At 65.1% G+C, this 23,635-nt stretch carries 26 protein-coding genes; 4 read left to right on the top strand and 22 right to left on the bottom strand.

The annotated features are described in order from the left end of the window. Nucleotides 1-17 precede the first annotated feature (17 nt). The 8 genes from AAHK21_RS19645 to AAHK21_RS19610 form a co-directional block, all read right to left on the bottom strand. Nucleotides 18-347: a hypothetical protein gene (locus AAHK21_RS19645; RefSeq protein WP_023632434.1), complete on the bottom strand. Its 330-nt coding sequence runs from the start codon at nt 345-347 to the stop codon at nt 18-20. After that, nucleotides 344-1,267, bottom strand: coding sequence for an alpha/beta hydrolase (locus AAHK21_RS19640; protein ID WP_367858097.1), 924 nt, complete (start codon nt 1,265-1,267; stop codon nt 344-346). Before AAHK21_RS19640 ends, AAHK21_RS19645 begins: the two co-directional genes overlap by 4 nt. Further along, nucleotides 1,239-2,516: a flavohemoglobin expression-modulating QEGLA motif protein gene (locus AAHK21_RS19635; protein WP_046854425.1), complete on the bottom strand. Its 1,278-nt coding sequence runs from the start codon at nt 2,514-2,516 to the stop codon at nt 1,239-1,241. Before AAHK21_RS19635 ends, AAHK21_RS19640 begins: the two co-directional genes overlap by 29 nt. A 78-nt stretch (nt 2,517-2,594) precedes the next feature. After that, a complete protein-coding gene (locus tag AAHK21_RS19630) occupies nt 2,595-3,143 on the bottom strand; it encodes a hypothetical protein (protein ID WP_367858096.1) in 549 nt (182 codons plus the stop codon). Nucleotides 3,144-3,172: 29 nt separating this feature from the next. Next, entirely contained in the window at nt 3,173-3,877 is a 705-nt protein-coding gene (locus AAHK21_RS19625; protein WP_046854423.1) for a TetR/AcrR family transcriptional regulator, read from the bottom strand. A 130-nt stretch (nt 3,878-4,007) separates the two neighbouring features. Continuing rightward, a complete protein-coding gene (gene lysS, locus AAHK21_RS19620) occupies nt 4,008-5,510 on the bottom strand; it encodes a lysine--tRNA ligase (protein ID WP_023630948.1) in 1,503 nt (500 codons plus the stop codon). 93 nt (nt 5,511-5,603) lie between these two features. Beyond that, nucleotides 5,604-6,699 (bottom strand): peptide chain release factor 2 gene (gene prfB, locus AAHK21_RS19615; RefSeq protein ID WP_156177510.1). Its coding sequence is split into 2 segments (ribosomal slippage): nt 5,604-6,626 and nt 6,628-6,699, totalling 1,095 coding nucleotides; the frame shifts between segments, so codons are not numbered across the junction. 137 nt (nt 6,700-6,836) lie between these two features. After that, complete coding sequence (locus AAHK21_RS19610; RefSeq protein ID WP_367858095.1) at nt 6,837-7,619, bottom strand: class I SAM-dependent methyltransferase; 783 nt, start codon at nt 7,617-7,619, stop codon at nt 6,837-6,839. 96 nt (nt 7,620-7,715) lie between these two features. Between AAHK21_RS19610 and AAHK21_RS19605 the strand changes: the two genes are divergently transcribed. Continuing rightward, entirely contained in the window at nt 7,716-8,336 is a 621-nt protein-coding gene (locus tag AAHK21_RS19605; protein ID WP_367858094.1) for an energy transducer TonB, read from the top strand. Between the two features lie 3 nt (nt 8,337-8,339). On the opposite strand, the gene AAHK21_RS19600 is transcribed toward AAHK21_RS19605, so the two are convergent. From AAHK21_RS19600 to ppc, 7 genes are all read right to left on the bottom strand, one after another. Continuing rightward, nucleotides 8,340-9,029 (bottom strand): extensin family protein, encoded by a 690-nt coding sequence (locus tag AAHK21_RS19600; RefSeq protein WP_367858093.1) that lies wholly within the window; start codon nt 9,027-9,029, stop codon nt 8,340-8,342. A gap of 6 nt (nt 9,030-9,035) precedes the next feature. After that, nucleotides 9,036-9,866: an oxaloacetate decarboxylase gene (locus AAHK21_RS19595; RefSeq protein ID WP_367858092.1), complete on the bottom strand. Its 831-nt coding sequence runs from the start codon at nt 9,864-9,866 to the stop codon at nt 9,036-9,038. A gap of 23 nt (nt 9,867-9,889) precedes the next feature. Further along, complete coding sequence (locus AAHK21_RS19590; RefSeq protein WP_367858091.1) at nt 9,890-10,759, bottom strand: DUF72 domain-containing protein; 870 nt, start codon at nt 10,757-10,759, stop codon at nt 9,890-9,892. Nucleotides 10,760-10,762: 3 nt separating this feature from the next. Beyond that, nucleotides 10,763-11,053, bottom strand: a complete 291-nt coding sequence (locus AAHK21_RS19585; protein ID WP_038707592.1) for a hypothetical protein — start codon at nt 11,051-11,053, stop codon at nt 10,763-10,765. A gap of 132 nt (nt 11,054-11,185) precedes the next feature. Continuing rightward, complete coding sequence (tsaB, locus tag AAHK21_RS19580; RefSeq protein ID WP_367858090.1) at nt 11,186-11,860, bottom strand: tRNA (adenosine(37)-N6)-threonylcarbamoyltransferase complex dimerization subunit type 1 TsaB; 675 nt, start codon at nt 11,858-11,860, stop codon at nt 11,186-11,188. A gap of 88 nt (nt 11,861-11,948) precedes the next feature. Next, on the bottom strand, nt 11,949-12,599 hold the full coding sequence (adk, locus tag AAHK21_RS19575; protein WP_023632584.1) for an adenylate kinase: 651 nt from the start codon (nt 12,597-12,599) through the stop codon (nt 11,949-11,951). Between the two features lie 258 nt (nt 12,600-12,857). Further along, on the bottom strand, nt 12,858-15,485 hold the full coding sequence (gene ppc, locus AAHK21_RS19570) for a phosphoenolpyruvate carboxylase (protein WP_367858089.1): 2,628 nt from the start codon (nt 15,483-15,485) through the stop codon (nt 12,858-12,860). Nucleotides 15,486-15,628: 143 nt separating this feature from the next. On the opposite strand from ppc, the gene AAHK21_RS19565 reads away from it, so the two are divergent. From AAHK21_RS19565 to AAHK21_RS19555, 3 genes are all read left to right on the top strand, one after another. Next, complete coding sequence (locus AAHK21_RS19565; RefSeq protein ID WP_046854414.1) at nt 15,629-15,973, top strand: hypothetical protein; 345 nt, start codon at nt 15,629-15,631, stop codon at nt 15,971-15,973. 255 nt (nt 15,974-16,228) lie between these two features. Continuing rightward, nucleotides 16,229-16,642, top strand: a complete 414-nt coding sequence (locus AAHK21_RS19560) for a DUF4398 domain-containing protein (protein WP_046854413.1) — start codon at nt 16,229-16,231, stop codon at nt 16,640-16,642. A 49-nt stretch (nt 16,643-16,691) separates the two neighbouring features. Next, nucleotides 16,692-17,480 (top strand): OmpA family protein, encoded by a 789-nt coding sequence (locus tag AAHK21_RS19555; RefSeq protein WP_046854412.1) that lies wholly within the window; start codon nt 16,692-16,694, stop codon nt 17,478-17,480. A 132-nt stretch (nt 17,481-17,612) separates the two neighbouring features. On the opposite strand, the gene rpoS is transcribed toward AAHK21_RS19555, so the two are convergent. From rpoS to fghA, 7 genes are all read right to left on the bottom strand, one after another. Further along, a complete protein-coding gene (gene rpoS, locus AAHK21_RS19550; protein ID WP_011535249.1) occupies nt 17,613-18,620 on the bottom strand; it encodes an RNA polymerase sigma factor RpoS in 1,008 nt (335 codons plus the stop codon). Nucleotides 18,621-18,725: 105 nt separating this feature from the next. Continuing rightward, entirely contained in the window at nt 18,726-19,580 is an 855-nt protein-coding gene (locus AAHK21_RS19545; RefSeq protein WP_038706680.1) for a peptidoglycan DD-metalloendopeptidase family protein, read from the bottom strand. Between the two features lie 183 nt (nt 19,581-19,763). Beyond that, entirely contained in the window at nt 19,764-20,402 is a 639-nt protein-coding gene (locus AAHK21_RS19540) for a protein-L-isoaspartate(D-aspartate) O-methyltransferase (RefSeq protein WP_367859009.1), read from the bottom strand. A 38-nt stretch (nt 20,403-20,440) separates the two neighbouring features. After that, nucleotides 20,441-21,190, bottom strand: a complete 750-nt coding sequence (gene surE, locus AAHK21_RS19535; RefSeq protein WP_367858088.1) for a 5'/3'-nucleotidase SurE — start codon at nt 21,188-21,190, stop codon at nt 20,441-20,443. Then, on the bottom strand, nt 21,178-22,236 hold the full coding sequence (truD, locus tag AAHK21_RS19530; protein ID WP_046854409.1) for a tRNA pseudouridine(13) synthase TruD: 1,059 nt from the start codon (nt 22,234-22,236) through the stop codon (nt 21,178-21,180). Before truD ends, surE begins: the two co-directional genes overlap by 13 nt. Next, the gene (gene ispF / locus AAHK21_RS19525) at nt 22,233-22,706 is read right to left on the bottom strand and encodes a 2-C-methyl-D-erythritol 2,4-cyclodiphosphate synthase (protein ID WP_028690655.1); all 474 of its coding nucleotides are present in this window, start codon (nt 22,704-22,706) and stop codon (nt 22,233-22,235) included. Before ispF ends, truD begins: the two co-directional genes overlap by 4 nt. 77 nt (nt 22,707-22,783) lie before the next feature. Then, on the bottom strand, nt 22,784-23,632 hold the full coding sequence (gene fghA, locus AAHK21_RS19520; protein ID WP_367858087.1) for an S-formylglutathione hydrolase: 849 nt from the start codon (nt 23,630-23,632) through the stop codon (nt 22,784-22,786). Nucleotides 23,633-23,635: the final 3 nt, after the last annotated feature.

The following is a 23,635-nucleotide window of genomic DNA, read 5'->3' as shown; positions in this document are numbered from 1 at the left end:
GTTGCCAGGGGTGCCTGTTACTGCAGCTCCTGCTGCGGCGTCTCCTGCCCGGCGCAACGCACCGCGCGCTTGCGGTTGTCCACCAGCACGCCGGTCAGCCCTTTCTGCTGGGTATCGAACAGCACCAGCACGCCGTCGATGCATTGCGCCACCTGCGGCGCCGGGGTCAGCGAGAGCTTGTAGTCCTCGCCGGGAATGGTCTTGAGCATGGTGAAGTCCTGCAGCAACAGGGCGTCCTCAGGCTTGGCGAAATGCAGGTAGCCGTAGTACCAGAGGGCTCCCACCGTCACGATGATGCTGCCGACACCGGTCAGGATCAGCGGGATGGCGTTGCGTTCTTCACTCATTGCTTGTTCTTCTCGTCAGGATAGTTGGGTACTTCGGCCAGACGGCGCAGGCCGTTGAAGTGCGTGGGATCGTCCAGGAAGCGCAGCATCACCTGGCGCCAGGTCGGGTCGGCGAAGGTCTGCACATGATCGCCACGGGTCAGTTGCAGCACCCGCGGCGGCGGTGCATGCCGGTACAGGCGCAGGCCGTTGTCCAGCGGCACCAGGTTGTCGTCGATGCTGTGGAAGAACAGCTTCGGCGGGCTGTCCAGGCGCTCGATCGAGTGGATCGCGCTGTCGCCATCGGGCACCAGCCACGACAGCGGCACCTGCAGCGGCCAGGTCATCCACGAGGTACTCAGGGCATAACGCCCCACGGCCCGGTAGCTGGCCGGCACACCGTCGAATACCAGGGCGCTGAAACGCCGACGCTGCTCGGGATGCTGTGCCAGATAGTGAATGGCCATCGCCCCGCCGAGGCTCTGGCCCAGCAGCACCAGCGGCTTGTCTTGCACCTGGGGAGCGGCGCGCAGCCAGTCCAGGGCCGCGCCGATGTCGCCATACACCTCGGGCAGCGTCGGTTTGCCCTGGGACAGCCCATACCCGCGATAGTCGAGCATCAGCACCTGGTAGCCCTCTTTCGGCAGCCAGTAGCTGCCGCCCAGATGCCAGGCCAGGTTGCCGCCGTTGCCATGCAGGTGCAGCACGGTGCCCTTGACCTCGACACCCTGCGGCACCGGGATCCACCAGCCGTGCAGGCGCGTGCCGTCGGCGGCGGTGAGGCTCACGTCCTGATACTGCAAATGTGCCTGTGCCGGGGTGAACGGCTGGCCCGGCTCGGGATAGAACAGCAGGCTGCTGCAGCCCCCCAGCAGCAGCAAGCCGAGGCCGAAGGCGAGGTGACGGCAAGCGTCAGAGAATGTTCGCGTAGTCGGCTTCAATACGGTCCAGGCTCAGGTGGTTGAGGAAGTTGGAGAAGCACATCCACGCCGACAGCGCGTTGAGGTCGCGGAACTGTTCCGGCAGGTACTTGGGCGGCTCCACCAGCCCCTCTTCGACCAGCTGGCGCAGCGTGCGCATGTCTTCCAGGGTGGTCTTGCCGCAGAACAACAACGGGATCTGTTCGAGCTTGCCCTTCTTCACGGCCAACTGAATGTAGTTGTAAACCATGATGAAGCCCTTGAGGTAGGACAAGTCCTTGGTAAACGGCAGGCCGTTGGGCACCGAGCCACGGAACACCCGGCTGGCGTTGCTGTAGCTCTGGCCCATCTCGAAGCCCTGGCCGCGGAAGAACTCGAAGACCTGCAGGAAGTCCGCGCCCTCCTCGACCATGTGGATGGCCCGGGTACGGTTGGTGAGCTTGCGCAGGCGACTCGGGTAGGAGGCGAAGGCAATCACCTCCATGAGGATCGCCAGGCCCTCCTGGGTCACCGTCGACGAGGGCGGGCCCTTGGCCAGAAAGGTGCAGATCGGCTGGTTCAGGCCATTGAGGGTGGTGCCGACATGCACCAGCCCTTCGTGCACCTCCAGCGCCCGCACGTCGCGGCTGTTGAACATGGCGTCGGCGCGTACCTTGATATAATCGGCGCCGGCCGCCGCGTCGGCGACGATACCGTCGGACTCGAACACGCGGATGGTTTCCTCGGCTTCGCCGAACACCTTGTTCAGGCGCCGCTGGAGAATCTCCACCGCTTCCTTGGCGGTGAGGTTCTTTGGCTCGTCCTTCAGGTCGCCGCGGCCGTCGATGTTGTTCAGGTAATCCGAGAGCATCAGGCCCAGGTCGGCCAGGGTCGGGTCACCGGCGTGGAAGGCATCGGAGGCGGCGCCATAGAGCTCCTGGGAGATCAGGCCGAAATCCTCGGTGCCTCGCGCCTCGAGCATGCGCACCACCATGCGGTACTCCTTGCACATGCGCCGCATGATCTGGCCGACCGGGTTGAACTGGCCCAGCTGCCGGGTGATGTCGCGCTCGATGCTCTGGAACTCGGCCTTCACCGCGTTGGAATCGAACGACAACGGCCGGTTCTGGTAATAGGCGCGATCCACCGCAGGCGGCTCCTTGCCCTTGGCCTTGAGGAAGCCCTGGCGGATGCCGTCGTCCCATTTCACTGCGTCAAGTACGCGGATCGGGGTCTGCGTGGCGACAATGCGATCGGACAGGCTGCGGATGGTTTGCTGGTATTCGTCCACCGGGGACTCCTTGTTGAAGCCTGTCGCGAGGTTGCGTGGAAGTAGGCTTGCCCCGCGAGGAGGCCGGTATGCTCAGTGCTATTTGGCGGAACGCTGGAAGCGTGCCACTTCGACGAACAGGTCGGAGTTGGCCGGGTCGTCCAGGTAGGCCAGCACACGCTCCGTCGGGCTGTCGATCAGCACGCCGGGGCCATTGTCCTCGGGCACCTGGGTGCTGCGCCCGCTCAACTCCTTCTCGTCCACTGCCTGCTGGACCTGCTCGACATCGAGGTTGTAGACCACCAGCTGCTTGCCGTCGATCACCTCGAAGCCGCCGATCAGGAAGTTGCCACCCAGCCGCTTGGGCACGCCCGCCGACAGGTACCAGCGGTTGCCGTGCCGGGCCACGGTGAAGACGTATTCCTCGGGCGCCTTGCCCTGGGCACGGGCCACTGCCTTGTAGGTGTTGCCACCGGCGCGGCTGATACTCAGCCTGAGCGGCTGGCCCCAGGCGTCCTTGCTGCTCCACTGCCCGAGTAGGGCCTTAGGCGCTGGCTGGTTGGCCGGCAGCGGTTCGTCGAAGGTCACCAGACAACCGCCCAGCAGGAGGAATGACAAGGTCAACAACACCACACGCCAGGCTTTCATCAGGTTCTCCTTGAAAAATCGTTCGCCACTCAGGCCGAGGCCAGCACCATCTGCAGGTATCGGACAAGGATAGCGAGCATCTGCTCATCGGCCTGCGCATTCGCATCCTTGAGCAGGCCCTGATATTCCATCTGCTCGATAATCGCCGTCAACATCTGGGCATCCTGTTCCGGCTGGCGCGAGCCGACCACCTGCAGTATCTGGCGCGCGCCATGCAGCAGGATCTGCTCGTGGGCCTGCACCAGCTCGGCCAGGCGCGGGCACAGCAGCGCCTCCTGGCGGAAGGCCTGTTCGGCCATGAGGAAGTCGCGGCGGTTGTTCAGTTGGCGCAGCACGTAGTCGGCCAGCATGCGCGCCACTTCATCGGCCAGGTGCGCCCGGGCCTCGTGGCTGCCGTCGCCCTGGGCCAGCAACTGGCGCAGCACGCCTTCGGTGTTGGTCCAGAGCTTGGCCATGTAGGCCGCGCTGCGCTCGACGTACTGGGCGAAGGTGTCGGCCAGCAGGTCCTGGATATCCTTGAAGTAGTAGGTGGTGGCCGACAGCGGCACGCCGGCCTCGGCGGCCACGGCGCGGTGGCGCACGCCGCGCACGCCATCGCGCACGACGATGCGCATGGCGGCGTCGAGGATCTGCTGGCGGCGTTGCTCGCTGCCCTGTCGGGCGGTCTTGCGACCTTGGTACTGCACGCTTTCGGCGACGGCGGTGGCGATGCCGGCGGCGCCCTGGTGGGGCATGGCGGGGGTCACTCGGGTTTACCTCACGAACAGTGGGTTGCCTGTACCGGCCTCATCGCGGGGCCCGTAGAAACAACATAAAGCTTCAGGCAAGAAAAAGCCGCCTCGAAAGGCGGCTTGTTCAGATCACTCAGGCCTGTGGACGCATGTGCGGGAACAGGATCACGTCGCGGATCGACGGCGAGTTGGTCAGCAGCATCACCAGGCGGTCGATGCCGATGCCTTCACCGGCGGTCGGCGGCATGCCGTACTCCAGGGCACGGACGAAATCGGCGTCGTAGTGCATGGCTTCGTCGTCACCGGCGTCCTTCTCGGCCACCTGGGCCAGGAAGCGCTCGGCCTGGTCTTCGGCATCGTTGAGCTCGGAGTAGGCGTTGGCGATCTCGCGGCCACCGATGAACAGTTCGAAGCGGTCGGTCACGGCCGGGTTGTCGTCGTTGCGACGCGCCAGCGGCGAGACTTCGAACGGGTACTCGGTGATGAAGTGCGGCTGCTCCAGCTTGTGCTCGACCAGCTCTTCGAAAATCATCACCTGCAGCTTGCCCAGGCCCTCGTGGCCGAGCACCTTGGCGCCGGCCTTCTTGGCGATCTCGCGGGCGCGGTCGACGTCCTGCAGGTCGGCAGCGGTGAGCTCCGGGTTGTACTTGAGGATCGAGTCGAACACCGACAGGCGCACGAACGGCTCGCCGAAGTGGAACACCTTGTCGCCGTACGGCACGTCGGTGCTGCCCAGCACCAGCTGCGCCAGCTCGCGGAACAGTTCCTCGGTGAGGTCCATGTTGTCGCGATAGTCGGCGTAGGCCTGGTAGAACTCGAGCATGGTGAATTCTGGGTTGTGACGAGTCGAAACGCCTTCGTTACGGAAGTTGCGGTTGATCTCGAACACTTTCTCGAAACCACCGACCACCAGGCGCTTGAGGTACAGCTCCGGGGCGATGCGCAGGAACATGGCCATGTCCAGCGCGTTGTGGTGGGTTTCGAACGGCTTCGCCGCGGCGCCGCCGGGGATGGTCTGCAGCATCGGGGTTTCCACTTCGAGGAAGTCGCGCTCGATGAGGAACTTGCGGATGTGCGAGATCACCTGCGAACGCACACGGAAGGTGTGGCGGGTTTCCTCGTTGACCATCAGGTCGACGTAGCGCTGGCGGTAGCGCTGCTCGGTGTCGGTCAGGCCGTGGTGCTTGTCCGGCAGCGGGCGCAGCGACTTGGTCAGCAGGCGCACGTTGGTCATCTCGACGTACAGGTCGCCCTTGCCGGAACGGGCCAGGGTGCCTTCGGCGCTGATGATGTCGCCCAGGTCCCAGGTCTTGACCGCGGCCAGGGTCTCTTCCGGCAGGGTCTTGCGGTTGACGTAGACCTGGATGCGGCCGGTCATGTCCTGGATGACCATGAACGAGCCACGGTTGAGCATGATGCGACCAGCAACCTTGACCGGAATGGCGGCTGCTTCCAGCTCTTCCTTGGTCTTGTCCGCGTACTGTTTCTGCAGGTCGTTGCAGTAGCTGTCGCGACGGAAGTCGTTGGGGAAGGCGTTGCCCTTGGCGCGCTCGGCGGCAAGTTTTTCCTTGCGCAGCGCGATCAGGGTGTTTTCTTCCTGTTGCAGGTCTTGCGCTTCGGTCTTGAGGTCGCTCATGTCGTCATTCTTTCCATCAGGTATTCGTTGCCCCTGTCGGGCAGGGCACGCAAAACCGGGCAAAGGCCCGGTATTGCGGCGGTGGTGTGCGGTTTACAGCCCCTGCTTGAGGCTCGCTTCCAGGTACTCGTCGAGGTCACCGTCGAGCACCTTCTGGCAGTCGCTGCGCTCGACACCGGTACGCAGGTCCTTGATGCGCGAGTCATCGAGTACATAGGAGCGGATCTGGTGACCCCAGCCGATGTCCGACTTGCTGTCTTCCAGGGCTTGCGAGGCGGCGTTGCGCTTCTGCATTTCCAGCTCGTACAACTTGGCCCGCAGCATTTTCATGGCGGTGTCCTTGTTGGCGTGCTGGGAACGTTCGTTCTGGCAGGCCACCACGGTGTTGGTCGGCACGTGGGTGATCCGCACCGCCGAGTCGGTGGTGTTGACGTGCTGGCCACCGGCACCGGAGGAGCGGTAGGTGTCGATGCGCAGGTCGGACGGGTTGATCTCGATCTCGACCTTGTCGTCGATCTCGGGCGAGACGAATACCGCCGAGAACGAGGTGTGGCGGCGGGCGCCGGAGTCGAACGGGCTCTTGCGCACCAGGCGGTGCACGCCGATCTCGGTGCGCAGCCAGCCGAAGGCGTACTCGCCCTTGATGTGCACGGTGGCACCCTTGATGCCGGCGACTTCACCTTCGGACAGTTCGATGATGGTCGCGTCGAAGCCGCGCTTGTCGGCCCAGCGCAGGTACATGCGCAGCAAGATGTTGGCCCAGTCCTGGGCCTCGGTTCCGCCGGAGCCGGCCTGGATGTCCAGGTAGGCGTTGTTCGGGTCCATCTCGCCGCTGAACATGCGACGGAACTCGAGCAGGGCGAGGGATTCCTCCAGCCCTTGCAGCTCGGTCACGACATCGCTGACGGCGCCTTCGTCGTTTTCCTCGACCGCCATGTCGAGCAAGTCCTTGCAGTCACCCAGGCCGTTGGACAGTTTGTCGAGCGTCTCGACCACCTGCGCCAGCATGGCGCGCTCGCGGCCCAGGGCCTGGGCGTACTCGGGCTTGTTCCAGACGGCGGCGTCTTCCAGCTCGCGGTTTACTTCGACCAGACGATCATGTTTGTGATCGTAGTCAAAGATACCCCCGAATAGACTGGGAACGCTCGGTGAGGTCCTTGATGGTGTTCAGGATCGGTTGGATTTCCATGGGCGGGCAGCTCTCGTGCGAATTCGGTGAAAAGCCCGCGAGTATAACCGAGTCTGCGCCACGGCGGCAGACCCGCCGGGCGGTATCGCCGGGCGCGGGGGCCGCCACTGCCCACAGATTGAATCAACGGGCGACATTCACCCCTTCAGCGCCTTCTTGGGATAGATATCGTACCGGCTGGATTTGCCCTGGAGGCTATGAGAAGGCTTGCCCCCCTCGATGATCGGCGCCTTGCGCGGCCGCTTGACCACCACCCGGTGGGTGGCCAGCGCCAGGGCGGCCTCGAGCAGCGCAGGCGCATCGAGGTCATCGCCGACCAGCGGCCTGAACACCCGCATCTCCTTCTTCACCAACGCGCTCTTGTCGCGATGCGGGAACATCGGATCGAGGTAGATCACCTGCGGCGCCTCCCCCTCCCACGCACGCATGCGCTCGATGGCATTGCCCGTAAGCAGTTGCATGCGCGCGACGATCGGGCCGATTTCGGCATCCCCCCGCGCCCGCGCCAAACCGTCCTCCAGCAGCGCGGCAATCAATGGCTGGCGCTCGATCAGGGTCATCTCGCAGCCCAGGCTGGCCAGCACGAACGCGTCCTTGCCCAGCCCCGCCGTGGCATCGAGCACCCGCGGCCGCACGCCTTGGGCGATGCCGACCGCCTTGGCGATCATCTGCCCGTTGCCACCACCGTAAAGCCGTCGATGCGCCGCCTGCCCCTCGACGAAATCCACCCGCACAGGCCCGGGCGCCTGCGGCCCCAGTTGCTGGATCTGCAAGCCCTCGGCGCCCAGCTGCACGGCAAACTCCGCCGCCTCGTCAACCAGCGGCAAGCCCAGTCGCTGCGCCCATGCCTCGGCCTGCGCCTGGAATTGCGCGGCCAACGCCTCGACCCTGATACCCGCCGCCTGTTGTTGCTCTAACATCGATTCGCGCACTCGAAAAAAATTAATGTAACCCCGGCCAGAGCCGATACAGGCAATATCCCGCTATTCTGCCAGAGCACAACGCCCGCGACTGCCATGTCAGACACTCTTCCCATTGGCTTGACCTACTTGTCGCCCGTCGGCAACTACGGTCGACAGAATACCCAGGCACTGGGTGGCGTCAGCCACCTGTGGCAGGATTTCTTTGCCCGCGCCATGGCAGAGCAACAGGAAGGCGAAGTCGACGGTTTCAGCCAGGCGCTGATGCAGTGCGACCAGGAGAGCGGCGAACCGATCGGCGGCGCCCGTGCCCTGGCCCTGATCGATGCCCAGCGCGCCCTGCCGGTTCACGACACCGAGGTGGCACCACCCGAGCCGCTGTTCCTGCCCAAGGCGGAACTCGAGGCCAAACTGCTGCCCCCTGCCCCCGAGCCCTTCGACACCGTCGAGTTGATCGAGCAGCAACGCCAGCTCGACATCGACAACAGCTGGGTGCGTCCAGTGGTCATGAGCCAAGGCCACCCCATCGCCGAGCCCGGCCCTGGCCCAACGCCACGCCCGCTGTTCCTGCCCATCGCCGAGTTCGAGACCGGCCTGCTCGACCCTGCGCCCGAGCCCTTCGACGACAGCACGCTGACCAAGCAGCAGAACGACCTGGAGTTCGATATCCACTGGGCGCGCCCGGTAGTGTTGAACAACGTGCGCCTGCAAGCCTGAATCTCAGCGGCAGATCTGCCAGAAGCCCATGTCCGCATGGAAGTGATTATGATGGGCGGCGTTGTAGTCCGGCCCCAGCACCGTGCTGAAACTTGCGCACGCCGCCTCCTGCACCTGACGCAGGAAGTCCGCCTTGCGCCCATCTCCCTGCCAGTCCCGCGCCAACACGATGCGCTGGCCGTCCTGCAGGCGAAAACCACTGATATCCAGGGCATTGGCGCTGGCATGCTGGCTGAGCCGCCCTTGCTTGCGATGGTAGACGTTGCGGCAGGCAAAGCTGCCCAGGTGATCGACCTGGGTCACTGGCTGGCCGAACACCCGCAGCGCCGCCGGTTGCAACCCATGCACTTCGAACAGCGCATAGGCCACGGCCAGCGGGCAACTGGCGAGGAAGCTGCTGCTGAGCCGCGCCTGCCCGCCTTCGACGCGCCAGACGTTGCGCAACGGGCAGTTGGCCGCCGCCGGGCTGTCGCTTTGCTGCCGATAGCGCAATGACGAAGTCTGCAAGGCCTGGCGGCACAGCTCGGGGTCGGCGCGCAGGCGCGACAGCTTGTAGGGTGTCAGCAGGTTCGGCGGCTGCCGCACATCCAGCACCGCCCATGGGTTCCAGGCATCCGCCGGGCGCCAACCGAGCCACCAGGCAACAAGCACGGCCAGCAGCAGGCTGGCCAGTACGGTCAACGTTTTGCCCATGCGGCCTCAGCGACGGAAGAGGTCATTGAGCTGAGCGAATGGCAACGCCTGCTCGCCATAACTGAAAGTGCCCTGTTCATGGATCTCCAGCGCGGCCCGCTGCAAAGCGCCCAGGGCGGCACGCGCCAGCGATGAGCCGACACTGATGCGCTTGACGCCCAGGTCTTGCAACTGGTTTACGCTCAAGGGCACGCCCGCCATGCCCATCAGCACGTTCACCGGCCTTGGCGCCACGGCCTGCACCACCGCACGGATCTCATCGACGCTGCGCAGCCCCGGGGCATACAGCACATCGGCGCCGGCCTCGGCATAGGCTTGCAGCCTGCGAATGGTGTCATCCAGGTCGAGACGCCCGTGCAGCAGGTTCTCGGCGCGCGCGCAAAGGGTGAAGGGGAACGGCAGGCCGCGGGCAGCCTGCACGGCGGCGCGTACACGCGCCACGGACAGGTCGAAGTCGTAGATCGGCGCTTCGGCGCGACCACTGGCGTCTTCGATCGAACCGCCCACCAACCCCGCCTCGGCGGCGCGCAGAATGGTCTGTGCGCAGTCTTCGGGCAAATCGCCGAAGCCGTTTTCCAGGTCCGCCGCCACCGGCAATGGCGTGGCATCGACGATCGCCTGGGCGTTGCCCAGGGTTTCCTCGAGCGTCAACGCGCCCTCGGCATCCGGCCGCCCCAGGCTGAACGCCAGCCCCGCACTGGTCGTGGCCAGCGCTTCATATCCCAGGCTGGCCAACAGCCGGGCGGAGCCGGCATCCCACGGGTTGGGGATGACGAACGCGCCATCACGCTCGTGCAGTGCCTTGAAGGCTTCGGCTCGCAGGGTTTGCACATCCATGGTTCAACCTCCCGGCAGTCAGATCAAAGTAACCCCAGTTGTTCGACCTCAGGGGCGCGGGGCAATTCAGGCAGCGCTGCAAGGCCCGGCAGGCGAGCCATCAGCCGCTGGTGAAAACGCTGGGCCAGCGCCGCCGCCAGGCGATTGTCGGAAGTATGCAGGAACACGTAGGGGCTGCGGCCCTCTTCGATCCATGCAGCGACCTTGTCGATCCAAGGAGTGAGGAAGGTCTCGTTGGCCTCGAGCTGCGGGTGGCCGATGAAACGCACCTGCGGAGACTGGCTGAAGGCCGCTGGCCGCGGCGGCACCTTGGGCTTCTTGGCCTGGGCATGGAGCACCGCGGGCTCGCGCGAGGTGCAACTGAACAACGCACGCGGATCCAGGCAGATACGCTCGACTCCACGTTCATGCAGCAGGCGATTGAGCTGACGCTCCTCCTCGCCCCGGGCGAAGAAGGCGTCGTTGCGCACCTCCACAGCCAGGGGCACGCCGATCTCATCAAGGAAATGCGCCAGCTCGCCCAGCCGCGACGGGCCGAACATTGCCGGCAACTGCAGCCAGTACGGCGCCACGCGCTCGCCCAGGGGTGCCATCAGCCGGGTGAAGTCGACGGCCGCATCGAGTTGTTCGCGCAGGTCGCCGGCGTGGCTTACATCGCCCGGGAACTTGGCGGTAAAGCGAAACCCCGATGGCATGATCTGCGCCCAACGCTCGACGGTCGCCGGCGCGGGACGGGCATAGAAGGTGGTATTGCCTTCAACGGCGTTGAATACCTGGCTGTAGAGCCCGAGGAACTCGCCGCTACGGGCGTCGGCGGGATAGAGGTACTCGCGCCAGGCGTTTTCAGCCCAGGACGGGCAACCGATGAAATAAGGGAGGGGTGATGGCGTCATCCATCAAATGTACAGGTCCAGCCCCAGCACTTCCATCTCCCAGTCGGTGAAGCCGGCGGTGGTCAGGTAGCTGGCCAGGGCGGTGGAGGTGCGGCGGTTGCGGGCGCGGGGGAAGATCAGGTCCTGCTGGCGGGCCGGCAGGTTCTCGCCGCGACGGCTGGCGCGGCTGATCTGCGCGTCGATGTCCTCGATGATCTCGGCATCGGCTTCGTCGATGGCTTCGTCACGCGCCGGCGCCTTGCGTGGCGCACGCTTGATGGGGTAGCTCTGTGAGGAGAAGCCGTCGATACGCATGACAAAGGCACTCAGGATCAATGATGGCAATTTAGCAGCATCAGTAATCCTTCGCTAATGCCCGAACTGATAACTGGACCACAGTTCGCGCAAAAGGTTTTATCGTGAACGGCAATAGCCGACGAAATGCCTTCAACGCGCCTTGGGCGTAGCCACATTATCGCGCAGGTAGACCGGTTGCGCCTGTTCGGCGACCACCGCCTCGCCCCGTGCCCAGGCGAAGCCGGCCAGGGTGAGGATATCCAGGGCGCTGGGCAACGCGGCCGCATCGCTGGCAGAAACCTGCACGGCCAGGCGCTCGGCGTAGCCCCAGCCGGTACCGGCACCGAACCATTCCTCGCCCGTGCCTTGCGGCAGGGCCACGCGCTCTGGCGGCAGTACCGCTTCCTGGCCGATCAGGCGCATCTCGCCCTGTTCGGCGCGGTAGCAACCCCAGTACACCTCGTCCATGCGCGCGTCGATGGCCGCAGCCACCTGCTGCACGCCACGCTCACGCAAGGCGCCCTGGGCCAGGGCAGCCAGGTTGGACGTCGGCAGCACCGGGCGCTCCAGGGCGAAGGCCAGGCCCTGGACCACGCCGATGGCGATACGCACGCCGGTGAAGGCACCCGGGCCACGGCCGAAGGCGATGGCATCCAGCGCGCTCAGCGCCACGCCCGATTCGGCCAGCAACTGCTTGATCATCGGCAGCAGCTTCTGCGCGTGCATGCGCGGGATCACCTCGTAATGGCTGGTCACCTTGCCGTCATGCAGCAGGGCGACGGAACAGGCTTCGGTAGCGGTATCCAGGGCCAGCAAGGTGGTCATCGAGCAAGGTATCCAGGCAACAGGGAAAAGAGCGGCAGTATAAACGACAACGGCCCGCAAGCGGGCCGTCGTGACGCACGGTGATGGATCAGCTCAGGGCTGCCAGCACCTTGGCGGTGATCGATTCGACCGAACCGACGCCTTCGATGTGGCTGTACTTCGGCTTGCCGGCGTTGGCGGCCGACAGCTTCTGGTAGAAGTCCACCAGCGGCTTGGTCTGGCTGTGGTAGACCGACAGGCGGTGACGCACGGTTTCTTCCTTGTCGTCATCGCGCTGGATCAGGTCTTCGCCGGTGACGTCGTCCTTGCCTTCCACCTTCGGTGGGTTGTACTGGATGTGGTAGGTGCGGCCGGATGCCAGGTGCACGCGGCGGCCAGCCATGCGGCCGACGATTTCTTCGTCGTCCACGGCGATTTCGACCACGGCGTCGATATCGACGCCAGCGGCGACCATGGCTTCAGCCTGCGGGATGGTGCGCGGGAAGCCGTCGAACAGGCAGCCGTTGGCGCAGTCAGCCTGCGCGATGCGCTCCTTGACCAGGCTGATGATCAGCTCGTCGGAGACCAGCTGGCCGGCATCCATGACCTTTTTCAGCTCCAGGCCCAGTGGGGTACCGGCCTTGACGGCGGCACGCAGCATGTCACCGGTGGAGATCTGGGGAATACCGAACTTCTCGGTGATGAACTTTGCCTGAGTACCTTTACCGGCCCCGGGAGCTCCCAGCAGAATTACGCGCATCTTGTGCTCCTCATATTTTTTATGCAAATCAACGGATTCGGCGCACAAGGCCAACTCCGGAAAAATCGGTCGAGACCGCAAAATCGGTCAAAAGGCTGCTCAAGATACACAGCGCCCGCCCCCCCGACAAGCGTCCCAAAGTGGCAGGAATGCGCCACTTGCGGCTTGCCGGGGGACAGGTTGCGCCGGGCGCAACCGGCCGTGGAGGGCGCAGCCCCGACCAGCGCCGCCTCGCGCCGCGACCGCCGTGGGGTGAACTCAACCGGTGTTGCGCAACCCGGCCGCGATCCCGGCCACCGTCACCAGCAAGGCCTGTTCCAACGGGCTGTCCAGAGCGGCTTCGCGACTGCGCGAGCGTGCCAGCAACTCGGCCTGCAGGCGGTGCAGCGGGTCCAGGTAGGTGTTGCGCAGGCGGATGAATTCCAGGGTTTCCGGGCTGTGCGCCAGTAGCACCGACTGCCCGGTCAGCCCCAGTACCACCTGGCACGACTGCGACAATAGGTCGCGCAGGTGCGCGCCCAACGGCAGCAGTTCGGGTTGCACCAGACGTTCGTCGTAGGCCTCGGCGATTTGCGCATCGGCCTTGGCCAGGACCATCTCCAGCATGTCGATGCGGGTACGGAAGAACGGCCATTGTTCGCGCATCTGCGCCAGCAGCGCGCCCTGCCCGCGTGCCAGGGCATTGCTTAGCGCGGTCTCCCAGCCGAGCCAGGCCGGCAGCATCAGCCGTGTCTGGGTCCAGCCGAAGATCCAAGGGATCGCCCTCAGGCTTTCGATGCCGCCGGCGCGGCGCTTGGCCGGGCGACTGCCCAGCGGCAGGCGGCCAAGCTCCTGCTCGGGGGTGGACTGGCGGAAGTACTCGACGAAGTCAGGATTTTCGCGCACCACGGCGCGGTAGGCCTTGACCCCGTCGGCGGCCAGCTGGTCCATCAGTGCGCGCCAGGCCGGCTCTGGCGGCGGTGGCGGCAACAGGGTCGCCTCCAGCACCGCGGCCAGGTAGAGATTGAGGTTCTGTTCGGCGATGCCCGGCAGACCGAACTTGAAGCGGATCATCTCGCCCTGTTCGGTGGTGCGGAAACGGCCACCCACCGACCCCGGCGGCTGCGACAGGATCGCCGCGTGGGCTGGGCCGCCGCCACGCCCGACCGTGCCACCGCGACCATGGAACAGCAGCAGCTCGACCTGGTGCTCACGGCAGATACGTACCAGGTTTTCCTGGGCGCGGTACTGGGCCCAGGCCGCCGCTGTGGTGCCGGCATCCTTGGCCGAGTCGGAATAGCCGATCATTACCTCTTGCGGGCCGTGCAGGCCGGCGCGATAGCCGGGTAGCCCGAGCAGGCGCTCCATGACCGGGCCTGCGTTGTCCAGGTCGGCCAGGGTCTCGAACAGGGGTACCACGCGCATCGGCCGGGTCAGCCCGGCCTCCTTGAGCAACAGCTGCACCGCCAGCACGTCGGACGCCGCGCCGGCCATGGAAATCACGTACGACCCCAGCGACGCCGCCGGGGCCACAGCGATTTCACGGCAGGTGGCGAGTACTTCGGCGGTATCGGCCTGAGGCTGGAAATGCGCCGGCAGCAACGGGCGGCGGTTCTTCAGTTCGGTCTGGAGGAAGGTGATGCGTCGCTCTTCGTCCCACTCGGCGTAGCGGCCGAGGCCGAGGTAATCGGTGATTTCCGACAGCGCATCGCGATGACGGGCAGCGTCCTGGCGCACGTCCAGGCGCACCAGGAACAGACCAAAAGTCACCGCCCGGCGCAGGCAGTCGAGCAACGGGCCGTCGGCGATCACGCCCATGCCGCACTCATGCAGCGACTGGTAGCACAGCTCCAGCGGCGCGATAAGGTCGCGATTGTCCACCAGCACCGCCGCGCTGGCCGGCTGCGTCGCGGCCAACGAGGCGTGGGCCCAGGCGCGGGTGGCACGCAGGCGGTCGCGCAACTGCTTGAGCAGCGCCCGGTAAGGTTCGGCGCTGTCCCCGACCTTTTCCTTGAGCGCGGCGCTGGCCTGCTGCATGGATAGCTCGGCGGCCAGGTAGTCGATATCACGCAGGAACAGGTCGGCGGCCATCCAGCGCGCCAGCAACAGCACTTCGCGGGTTACCGCCGCCGTGACATTGGGGTTGCCGTCACGATCACCGCCCATCCAGGAGGCAAAGCGAACCGGCGCCGCCTCCAGCGGCAGGTGCAGCCCGGTCGCCTCGAACAGTGCAGCGTCGACCTTGCGCAGGTGGCTGGGCACTGCTTGCCACAATGAGTGTTCGATCACCGCGAAGCCCCACTTCGCCTCGTCCACCGGCGTCGGCCGGGTCCTGCGGATTTCCTCGGTGTGCCAGGACTCGGCGATCAACCGGCGCAGGCGCTCACGCACCTGCTGGCGCTCGGCCGGGATCAGGTCGCGGTGATCCTGCGCGGCCAGCTGCGCGGCAATGGCATCGTACTTCTGGATCAAGGTGCGGCGCGCCACCTCGGTGGGGTGCGCGGTGAGCACCAGCTCGATGTGCAACTTGCCCAGTTGCCGAGCCAGCTCATCATTGCCGTGGCCAGCCGCCTTCAGGCGCGCCAGCAGCTCGGGCAGCACCTGGGCCTCGAACGGCTCGGGCTGGCCGGCGTCACGGCGGCGGATCAGCTGGTACTGCTCGGCGATGTTGGCCAGGTTGAGGAACTGGTTGAACGCCCGCGCCACCGGCAGCAGGTCCTCCTCGGCCAGGTCGCCCAGGGTCGAGCTCAGTTGCTCGCCCGCCCCGCGCCGGTCGGCCTTGGCACTGTGGCGAATGTCCTCGATCTTCTGCAGGAACGCCTCGCCATGCTGCTGGCGGATGGTCTCGCCAAGCAGTTCTCCCAAAAGGTGCACATCCTCGCGCAAGCGCAGATCGATATCACTCATCAGCCTTCTCCACTCCAGGAAACCGCATGCGCCCAAGAGTGCCCACTCGCGCCCGCCCCTGGCAAGCCGCAAGCCGCCAAAGCAACTAAAGTAAACACAGGTCATCCGAAGCAATGCCACTCCAGGCTTTGACAGAGGTCATCATGAAAATTCGCCAACTCGCCCAGCACTGGGAACAGAACGCCGCCGGCCGCCTGAGCCCCACCGGCCATGTCCTGCACCTGGACATGGAAGCCGAAGCGCGCCTGGCCGCGCTGATCGACATGTACCCCAAGCGCAGCCCCGAGGAACTCCTGGGCGAGCTGGTGGCGGCGGCACTGGAAGAACTCGAGGCCAGCTTCCCCTACGTCAAGGGCCAGCAGGTGATCGCCACCGATGAGGAAGGCGACCCGTTGTACGAGGACATCGGCCCTACGCCGCGCTTTCTGGCCCTGTCCCGGCGCCACCTGCAGGCCCTTGGCCGGGTACAGAAAGACCCCTCGCACTGAGCCACTTCGGGTGCCGGGCACTGCCCGGCATACCGTCATCTACAGCGGAAGTTCCAGGCGAAATCCGCTGACTGATTAGTCAGAAAAAAATACCTTTAGCGTGCAAATTTTTCTGAACTATTCAAAAAACGCTTCGGTCACAGCCAATAGCCATCACGGCAAAACCCTGTAAACACGGGCCTTTGCGCCCGACGCTGGCAACAGGGGAACAGCGATTGTCACTGCGTGGCATCGTCGTTTAACAGGAGTGACCCAATGGAGTTGACCACCATGAAGACCCGCATCGCACAACCTTCCTCCACTCATCTGCGCGGGCTCAAGCTGGCCGCGCTGGCCCTGGGCAGCAGCCTGGTGCTGGCCGGCTGCGCGGGCAAGCCACCTACCGAGCAGTACGCCGTGACCCAATCGGCGGTCAACTCGGCAGTCAGCGCCGGTGGCACCGAGTTCGCAGCAGTGGAAATGAAGGCTGCCCAGGACAAGTTCAAGAAGGCCGAAATCGCCATGCACGACAAGAAGTATGACGATGCCAAGCTGCTGGCCGAGCAGGCCGAATGGGACGCCCGCCTTGCCGAGCGCAAAGCCCAGGCGGCCAAGGCCCAGAAGGCCGTGCAAGATGCCCGCCAGGGCGTCCAGGACGTACGTGAGGAAGGCCTGCGCAGCGCTGAATAAGCCTGCCCTGCCTCTATAGCCTTCGTTTAAAGATCAAAGGATGAACACTATGCGCAACTACGTCATGATTCCCGCCCTGCTGGCCCTGAGCGTCGGCCTTGCCGCCTGCTCCCACGACCCGAACGCCAACCTCGAGTCGGCCCGCACCAACTTCTCCGCCCTGCAGAGCGATCCGCAGTCGAGCAAGGTGGCCGCGCTCGAGACCAAGGACGCCCAGGACTGGCTGAACAAGGCCGACAAGGCCTACATGGATCGCGAGGATGAGAAGAAGGTCGACCAGCTCGCCTACCTCACCAATCAACGCGTCGAAGTGGCCAAGCAGACCATCGCCCTGCGCACCGCCGAAGGCGAGCTGAAAAACGCCGCGGCGCAACGCGCCCAGGCCAAGCTCGACGCTCGCGACGCGCAGATCAGGAAACTGCAGGACAGCCTCAACGCCAAGCAGACCGACCGTGGCACCCTGGTGACCTTCGGCGATGTGCTGTTCGACTTCAACAAGGCCGAGCTCAAGAGCAGCGCCTACCCGAACGTCACCAAGCTGGCGCAGTTCCTCCAGGAAAACCCTGAGCGCAAGGTGATCGTCGAGGGCTACACCGACAGCGTCGGTTCGGCCAACTACAACCAGACCCTCTCCGAACGTCGCGCCGCCGCAGTGCGCATGGCACTGGTGCGTGCCGGCGTGGACCCTGCGCGCATCGTCGCCCAGGGCTATGGCAAGGAGTATCCGGTAGCGGACAACGGCAGCAACTCCGGCCGTGCGCAGAACCGTCGTGTGGAAGTGACCATCTCCAACGACAACCAGCCGGTTGCACCACGCTCGGTCAGCCAGATCCAGTAAACCGTTGCTGGCTAAACGAGAACCCCGCCTTGATGGCGGGGTTTTTCGTTGGTATCGATCAAAGCGTTCGCCAAGCCACTTACGCAAACGCCCCGAACAAAGTCGGGGCGTCTGCCTGGCGCACGTCACTGACTACTGGAACAGCGACTCGCTGGACAGGCCATTCTTCTCGAGGATCTCACGCAGGCGCTTCAGGCCTTCGACCTGAATCTGCCGCACCCGCTCACGGGTCAGGCCGATCTCCAGCCCGACATCCTCCAGGGTACTGCTTTCATGCCCACGCAGGCCGAAACGCCGTACCACCACCTCACGCTGCTTGTCGGTCAACTCGCCCAGCCACTGGTCAATGCTCTGCGACAGGTCGTCATCCTGCAGCAGTTCACATGGGTCGGTGGGACGATCGTCGGTGAGGGTGTCGAGCAGCGTCTTGTCGGAGTCCGGCCCCAGCGAGACATCCACAGAGGACACCCGCTCGTTCAGGCCAAGCATGCGCTTGACCTCGGCCACCGGTTTCTCCAGCAGGCTGGCGATCTCTTCGGGCGACGGCTCGTGGTCGAGCTTCTGCGTCAGTTCACGCGCGGCGCGCAGGTAGACGTTGAGCTCCTTGACCACGTGAATGGGCAGGCGGATGGTGCGGGTCTGGTTCATGATCGCCCGTTCGATGGTCTGGCGGATCCACCAGGTCGCGTAGGTCGAGAAGCGGAAACCGCGTTCGGGGTCGAACTTCTCCACCGCACGGATCAGGCCCAGGTTGCCTTCCTCGATCAGGTCGAGCAGCGACAGGCCACGATTGACGTAACGGCGGGCGATCTTGACCACCAGGCGCAGGTTGCTTTCGATCATGCGCTTGCGCCCTGCGGGGTCGCCTTTTTGCGACAGGCGCGCGAAATGCACTTCTTCCTCTGGCGAAAGCAGGGGCGAGAAGCCGATTTCGTTGAGATACAGTTGGGTCGCATCAAGTGCCCGACTGTAGTCGATGTACTTGTGCTGCTTGAGCGATGCGCCCTGTTTCGACTTGGTCCGAACCGAAGGTACAGCAGGTTCGTCTGACACCACATCCGTTTCCAAAACGATGCCCGTCTCCATCAGAAGCAGGTCATCGTCGATGTCAAACTCCGGCACTTCTTTACTGAGAGCCATTGTTATAGTCCTTTGCTGAGTTCGAACTCAGACTCGAGCGTCACCCTTCCATGGCAGCGCTGGAGCCTGTCCCCTCTACATCCAAGGAACAGGCCGGGACAATGATCAACGGCGTGGCAGGAACTGGAGAGGATCGACGGGTTTGCCCTGGCGGCGAATCTCGAAATGCAGCTTCACCCGATCAGTGCCCGTGGACCCCATTTCTGCGATCGTCTGCCCTGCCTTGACCTGCTGCCCCTCCCGAACCAAAAGCCTGCGGTTGTGACCGTAGGCACTGACGTAGGTATCGCTGTGTTTGATGATGATGAGCTCGCCATAGCCCCTCAAGCCACTGCCGGCGTAGACCACCGCTCCATCAGACGCAGCAAAAACAGGCTGTCCCAAATCACCGGCGATATCAATGCCTTTATTCAAACTACCGTTTGAAGCGAATTTTCCAATCAGCACGCCGTTCGCCGGCCACGTCCAACCGCCGACGGCGCGCTCTGCGGCGGGCACCTGGGCAACCGTTTGCGAGGTGGTGGAAGGGGCAGTTGTGGCACTTTTGCCATTGCTGGTCGCCGGTGCCGTGGTGGCGACCGGCCGGCGGATCACGGTGGTCCGGCTCGACGACGAAGTGCTGCCGACGACCGTCGTGCTGCCCCCCGCGCCGCTGCTGAAACGGATCGGCTGGCCCGGGCGGATGGTGTAGGGGGCGGGAATATTGTTGCGTGCCGCCAGCTCCTTGTAGTCCCAACCGTAGCGGAAGGCGATGGAGAACAGCGTGTCGCCGGGTTTGACGATGTACTGCCCGGAGGTGACGGTCGGGCGCTTGGGCGCGGCGTTGTTGCGGTCGACCACGCGGGCGCCGTTCGAGCTGGTGCTGGAACAGCCAGCCAGCAGGGTCCCCATGGCCAGCGCGATCACCAGAAGCTTCAATACCGACCGATCCTTGCGCTGCCGCATGCCTGTGTGACCCACCCGCGCTCCCCTCATGCTGTCAAAAATGACGATACAAAATGCAATATTGTTTCAATTATAACCGAGCCACCCTGCTTGGGGTGACTCGCTGTTGGCCTGCTCGGTGTACGAAAAGCGCCACGCCAGATAGACAGGGCCCAGACGCAAGAATTCGTCGTCGGCGCAAATATTCCGTGACGCCGCTCAGGCCAGTGGGCCATTGAGCAGCGGCACGAAGCGCACGGCCCCAAGTACCCGGCGCGAGAAGCCATGCTCTTCGCGCACGATCAGCATCAGTTGCTGGGTCTCCCCCGCCGGCCCGACCGGGATCACCATGCGCCCACCCGGCGCCAACTGATCGAGCAGTGCCTGCGGCACTTCAGGCGCGACCGCGGTGACGATGATGCCGTTGTAAGGCGCCAGCGCCGGCCACCCTTCGCAGCCGTCGCCCCAGCGGAACACCACGTTGCGCAGGTTGAGTTCGACCAGGCGCTCCTTGGCCCGGTCCTGCAGTACCTTGATCCGCTCCACCGAGAACACCCGCTCGACCAGTTGGGCGAGGATCGCAGTCTGGTAGCCCGAACCGGTGCCGATCTCCAGCACCTTGTCCAGGGGACCTGCCTCGAGCAACAGCTCGCTCATGTGCGCGACCATGAACGGCTGGGAGATCGTCTGGTTGTGGCCGATAGGCAGCGCCGTGTCCTCGTAGGCACGATGGGCCAGGGCTTCATCGACAAACAGGTGACGCGGGGTGCGGCGAATGGCTTCAAGTACCTTGGGGTTCGACACGCCTTCTTCGTAGAGGCGCTGGATCAGCCGCTCCCGGGTACGCTGGGAGGTCATGCCGATGCCGCGACGCTGCAGATCGTCCTGTTCGCGCATCAGAGCACGCCCTCCAGCCAACCGTCGAGGCGCTCGAAGGCATCGTTGAAGGTACGGTCCAGTTGCAGCGGGGTGATCGACACGTAACCCTGCATCACGGCATGGAAGTCGGTGCCCGGGCCGCCGTCCTCGGCATCGCCGGCCACGGCGATCCAGTAGCCTTCCTTGCCCCGCGGGTTGACCACCTTGGTTGGGGCCGCAGCCCGGGCGCGGTGCCCCAGACGGGTAAGCTGGATGCCACGGATATGCTCCAGCGGCAGGTTGGGGATGTTGACGTTGAGCACGGTGCGCGGCGGCAACTCCAGGCGCGACTGCGCCTCGACCAGGCGCCGGGCGATGTAGGCGGCGGTCGGCAGGTTGTCGGGCAGGCGCGACAGCAGCGAGAAGGCCAGCGAGGTGCCGCCGAGGAAGCGCCCCTCCAACGCCGCAGCCACCGTGCCCGAATAGAGCACGTCATCCCCCAGGTTGGCGCCCAGGTTGATGCCGGACACCACCATGTCGGGGGTTTCCGGCAGCAGGCCGTTGAGCCCCAGGTGCACACAGTCGGTGGGCGTGCCGTTGAGGCTGATGAAGCCGTTGGCCAAGGTCTGCGGATGCAGCGGCCGGTCCAGTGTCAGCGAACTGCCGGCACCGCTCTTGTCTTGATCCGGGGCAATCACCACGCACTCGGCATAGTCCACCAACGCTTCATGCAGCGCGGCGAGGCCGGGTGCGGTAACACCGTCGTCATTCGAAATCAGAATACGCATGGGCTGTCCGTCTGCCCTGCCGGCACCAGATCGACGAGTTCGCGCACCACCACGGTGGCGAAGCATCCGGCCGGAAGGACGAATTCCAGTTGCAGGATATCAGGCTCGGGATAATGCCACGTCAGCCGCCCAATAGGGAGCCGCAGGATGCGCCGTTCGTGATCCATGCCCGCTCGCGCCAGCCAATCGCACAGCGCCGGATGACGTCCGGCGACCGTGGACTCGAGGTCCAGGGTCGCGCCCTGGCTCGGTGCCGCACCGGCGCCCCACAGCGGGCCGGTCGGGTGCAGGTCGAGAATGGCCAGGCGCGGGTCGCTGCACTCGGCCTCGCCCGCCACGAAGAAACTGCGCTTGTCGGTGAAGGCCAGCAGGTCGCCGACCTGGGCGCGCTGCCAGCTGCCGTCGGCGACACGGGCGGCCAGCACCTGGTTGAACAGGTAGCTGCGCCCGGCCGACAGCAGCCGCGAACGCAGGTTGCGCTGCTCGGGCAGCGCCTGGCGAGCGGCCCAGTCCTGGGCGTCGTGCACGTTGCCACCGGCATGGCCGAAGCGCTGGCTGCCGAAGTAGTTGGGCACGCCCTGCTGTTTGAGTTGCTCCAGGCGGGCATCGAGGGCCTGGTGGTCGGCCTGCAGCGCGGTCAGGCGCAAGGTGAAGCCATTGGCCGAATGCGCGCCACGCTGCAGCTTGCGCTGGTGACGCACCTGCTTGAGCACGCGCAGGGTGTCGTCCTCGGCACGGGACAGGTCTGGGTCGGCCTTGCCCGGCAGGTGCAGGCTGAACCACTGGCGGGTCAGGGCCTGGCGGTCCTTGAGGCCGGCATAGCTGATGGCGCGCACCGGCACACCGGCGGCGCGGGCCAGGCGGCGAGCCGCCTCCTCGGTGTTGAGGTCACGCTTCTCGACCCACAGCCACAGGTGCTCGCCCTGGCCGGACAGCGGGATATCGAGGACTTCATCGACCTGGAAGTCTTCAGCCACCGCCTTGAGCACCGCGGTGCCCAAGACATCGCCCGAGGCCCGAGGGCCCAGCAGTTCCAGTTCGGTCATGCTGGCAGCAGCAGGGCGACCGCATGCACGGCGATGCCCTCCTCGCGGCCAGTGAAGCCCAGCTTTTCTTCAGTGGTGGCCTTGACGTTGACCTGGTCGAGCTCGACCTGCAGGTCTGCGGCGATCTGCTGGCGCATGGTCTCGATGTGCGGGGCCATCTTCGGTGCCTGGGCGACGATGGTGGCGTCGACGTTGCCGACCTTCCAGCCCTTGTCACGCACGACAGCGACCACGTGACGCAGCAGCACCCGGCTGTCGGCGCCCTTGAACTGCGGGTCGGTGTCGGGGAAATGCTTGCCGATGTCACCCAGCGCCGCGGCGCCCAGCAAGGCATCGCTCAGGGCGTGCAGCAGCACGTCGCCGTCGGAGTGGGCCAGCAGGCCGAACTTGTGGGGGATACGCACCCCGCCCAAGGTAATGAAATCACCGTCGCAGAAACGATGGACATCGTAGCCGTGGCCAATACGCATAGAAGAACGCCCTGATTGAGTCAGGGCGTGATTCTACCTGCTTTTGCGGTAATGGGGCTGCTTCACGGCCCTGCGGCTCAGACCCTGCCCAGTGCCACCGCATGATGGCGCAGGTGTTCATCGATGAAGCTGGCGATGAAGTAGTAGCTATGGTCGTAGCCTGGCTGCAGGCGCAGGGTCAGCCCATGGCCACCCTTGCGCGCCGCCTGCTCCAGCGCCTCTGGCTTGAGCTGCTTTTCAAGGAAATCATCGCGATCCCCCTGGTCCACCAGCAGCGGCGGGCACTCGTCCGCCTCGGCCAGCAGCACACTGGCATCCCACTCGCGCCACTGCGCCCGGTCTTCGCCCAGGTAGCGGCTGAAGGCCTTCTCGCCCCACGGGCAATCCATTGGATTGCTGATCGGTGAGAACGCCGACACCGAGCGATAGCGCCCCGGGTTGCGCAAGGCGCAGACCAGCGCGCCATGCCCGCCCATCGAGTGGCCACTGATACTGCGCTGGTCGGACGCCGGGAATGACGCCTCGATCAAGGCCGGCAACTCCTCCACCACGTAGTCGTGCATCCGATAATGCTTGGCCCAGGGCTGCTGGGTGGCATTGAGGTAGAACCCCGCGCCGAGGCCGAAGTCCCAGGCACCGTCCGGATCGCCCGGCACCTGCTCGCCACGTGGGCTGGTGTCCGGGGCGACGATGATCAGCCCAAGCTCTGCGGCCAGGCGCTGGGCGCCGGCCTTCTGCATGAAGTTCTCGTCGGTGCAGGTCAGGCCACTGAGCCAATACAGCACCGGCAGCTTTTCGCCCTGCTCGGCCTGGGGCGGCAGGTACACCGCGAACACCATGTCGCAGCCAAGCACCTTGGAGCTGTGCCGGTAACGCTTGTGCCAGCCGCCGAAGCTTTTCTGGCAGGAGATGTTTTCCAGCGTCATGGC

The organism is Pseudomonas sp. TE50-2 (assembly GCF_040813665.1).
Classification (GTDB): domain Bacteria; phylum Pseudomonadota; class Gammaproteobacteria; order Pseudomonadales; family Pseudomonadaceae; genus Aquipseudomonas; species Aquipseudomonas soli.
Note: the sequence above shows the minus strand (reverse complement) of the source record. Positions and strands in the feature narration are given on the sequence as shown.

Excerpts from the sequence above, each read along its gene's own strand:
- AAHK21_RS19645 (WP_023632434.1), bottom strand. The coding sequence starts at position 347 with ATGAGTGAAGAACGCAACGCCATCCCGCTGATCCTGACCGGTGTCGGC.
- AAHK21_RS19630 (WP_367858096.1), bottom strand. The coding sequence starts at position 3,143 with ATGAAAGCCTGGCGTGTGGTGTTGTTGACCTTGTCATTCCTCCTGCTG.
- AAHK21_RS19625 (WP_046854423.1), bottom strand. The coding sequence starts at position 3,877 with ATGCCCCACCAGGGCGCCGCCGGCATCGCCACCGCCGTCGCCGAAAGC.
- lysS (WP_023630948.1), bottom strand. The coding sequence starts at position 5,510 with ATGAGCGACCTCAAGACCGAAGCGCAAGACCTGCAACAGGAAGAAAAC.
- AAHK21_RS19610 (WP_367858095.1), bottom strand. The coding sequence starts at position 7,619 with ATGTTAGAGCAACAACAGGCGGCGGGTATCAGGGTCGAGGCGTTGGCC.
- AAHK21_RS19605 (WP_367858094.1), top strand. The coding sequence starts at position 7,716 with ATGTCAGACACTCTTCCCATTGGCTTGACCTACTTGTCGCCCGTCGGC.
- AAHK21_RS19600 (WP_367858093.1), bottom strand. The coding sequence starts at position 9,029 with ATGGGCAAAACGTTGACCGTACTGGCCAGCCTGCTGCTGGCCGTGCTT.
- AAHK21_RS19595 (WP_367858092.1), bottom strand. The coding sequence starts at position 9,866 with ATGGATGTGCAAACCCTGCGAGCCGAAGCCTTCAAGGCACTGCACGAG.
- AAHK21_RS19590 (WP_367858091.1), bottom strand. The coding sequence starts at position 10,759 with ATGACGCCATCACCCCTCCCTTATTTCATCGGTTGCCCGTCCTGGGCT.
- AAHK21_RS19585 (WP_038707592.1), bottom strand. The coding sequence starts at position 11,053 with ATGCGTATCGACGGCTTCTCCTCACAGAGCTACCCCATCAAGCGTGCG.
- tsaB (WP_367858090.1), bottom strand. The coding sequence starts at position 11,860 with ATGACCACCTTGCTGGCCCTGGATACCGCTACCGAAGCCTGTTCCGTC.
- adk (WP_023632584.1), bottom strand. The coding sequence starts at position 12,599 with ATGCGCGTAATTCTGCTGGGAGCTCCCGGGGCCGGTAAAGGTACTCAG.
- ppc (WP_367858089.1), bottom strand. The coding sequence starts at position 15,485 with ATGAGTGATATCGATCTGCGCTTGCGCGAGGATGTGCACCTTTTGGGA.
- AAHK21_RS19565 (WP_046854414.1), top strand. The coding sequence starts at position 15,629 with ATGAAAATTCGCCAACTCGCCCAGCACTGGGAACAGAACGCCGCCGGC.
- AAHK21_RS19560 (WP_046854413.1), top strand. The coding sequence starts at position 16,229 with ATGGAGTTGACCACCATGAAGACCCGCATCGCACAACCTTCCTCCACT.
- AAHK21_RS19555 (WP_046854412.1), top strand. The coding sequence starts at position 16,692 with ATGCGCAACTACGTCATGATTCCCGCCCTGCTGGCCCTGAGCGTCGGC.
- rpoS (WP_011535249.1), bottom strand. The coding sequence starts at position 18,620 with ATGGCTCTCAGTAAAGAAGTGCCGGAGTTTGACATCGACGATGACCTG.
- AAHK21_RS19540 (WP_367859009.1), bottom strand. The coding sequence starts at position 20,402 with ATGACCTCCCAGCGTACCCGGGAGCGGCTGATCCAGCGCCTCTACGAA.
- surE (WP_367858088.1), bottom strand. The coding sequence starts at position 21,190 with ATGCGTATTCTGATTTCGAATGACGACGGTGTTACCGCACCCGGCCTC.
- truD (WP_046854409.1), bottom strand. The coding sequence starts at position 22,236 with ATGACCGAACTGGAACTGCTGGGCCCTCGGGCCTCGGGCGATGTCTTG.
- ispF (WP_028690655.1), bottom strand. The coding sequence starts at position 22,706 with ATGCGTATTGGCCACGGCTACGATGTCCATCGTTTCTGCGACGGTGAT.
- fghA (WP_367858087.1), bottom strand. The coding sequence starts at position 23,632 with ATGACGCTGGAAAACATCTCCTGCCAGAAAAGCTTCGGCGGCTGGCAC.